The organism is Cellulomonas algicola, from assembly GCF_003851725.1.
Lineage (GTDB): Bacteria > Actinomycetota > Actinomycetes > Actinomycetales > Cellulomonadaceae > Cellulomonas > Cellulomonas algicola.
The window spans coordinates 1-1,153 of sequence record NZ_BHYL01000485.1 but is presented as its reverse complement, the minus strand read 5'-3'; the positions used below and the strand labels follow the sequence as shown (position 1 = coordinate 1,153).

At 78.7% G+C, this 1,153-nt stretch carries 2 protein-coding genes; both read left to right on the top strand.

Annotated features, from left to right (window positions below; genetic code table 11):
• Window positions 1-207 (top strand): hypothetical protein (locus tag CTKZ_RS22245; RefSeq protein WP_210766407.1); only part of this gene is annotated, 207 nt, incomplete at its 5' end.
• The coding region (locus CTKZ_RS21030) for a dynamin family protein (RefSeq protein WP_200829875.1) at window positions 204-1,153 on the top strand (950 nt) is incomplete at its 3' end. The genes CTKZ_RS22245 and CTKZ_RS21030, both read left to right, overlap by 4 nt.

The following is a 1,153-nucleotide window of genomic DNA, read 5'->3' as shown; positions in this document are numbered from 1 at the left end:
CGGGCCGTGCGGAGCGATCCGCGCGGCCCGTCGTCGTTCGTGGCCCCGAGCGCCGTCACCGGCTCGGCCGGCACCGCACGTGCCCCGCTCGTGCGGCCGGCGCCGTCGGCGCGCGGTGCGCGACGCGACGAGGCAGGCTGGGGCGGCACGGCCGACCTGCGGGTGCGGAGCGGCCGACCGGACGGACGACGGAAGGACGGCGCGTGACGACGAGCGAGACCCCGGGCCTCGTCGACGCGCTCGTGGGCCTGCGCGACGCGCTCGACGTGGTGTCGCTGCCGTTCGCGACGCCCGTCGCAGCCCCCGCCGCGGCGGAGCGGCGGCGGCTGCTGGACCAGCTCGACGACCACCTGCTGCCGCGCGTGCGTGACCCCGAGGCCGCGACGCTCGTCGTCGTCGGCGGCTCGACGGGCGCGGGCAAGTCCACGCTGCTCAACTCGCTGCTCGGCGAGCACGTGAGCACGGCGGGCGTGCTGCGGCCGACGACGCGCAGCCCCGTGCTCGTGCACCACCCCGACGACGCGCCCGACGTCGACGCGGCACGCGTGCTGCCGGGCCTCGCCCGGCTGCGCGAGCTCACCGGCGGCACCGAGGCGACCGGCGAGCGGCGTCGCGGCGACCCGGGCACGGACGGTCGCGCGCTGCGCACCGTCGCCTCGGCGACGCTCCCGCGCGGGCTCGCGCTCGTGGACGCGCCCGACGTCGACTCGGTCGAGGAGGCGAACCGTGACCTCGCCGGTCAGCTGCTGCGCGCCGCCGACGCCTGGCTGTTCGTCACGACCGCCGCACGTTACGCCGACGCGGTCCCGTGGGAGCTGCTCACCGAGGCGCAGCGCCGCCGCACGCACCTGGCGATCGTGCTCGACCGGGTCGACGCGGGCACGGAGGACGCCGTGACCGCCGACCTGCGTCGCATGCTCGCGGAGCGCGGGCTGGGCGGTGCCGAGGTGCTCGTGGTCCGGGAGAGCACGCTGGCGGACGGGCTGCTGCCCGAGGCGGAGATCGCCGGTGTTGCGGACTGGCTCATGGCGCTCGCGCTCGACCCCGACGTGCGGGCGCGGGCGGTCGCCGCGACGCGCGACGGCGCCGTGCTCGACGTGGCCGTGCGCGCCCGGGTGGTCGCGGACGCGGCCGACGACCAGCGCGTCGCGGC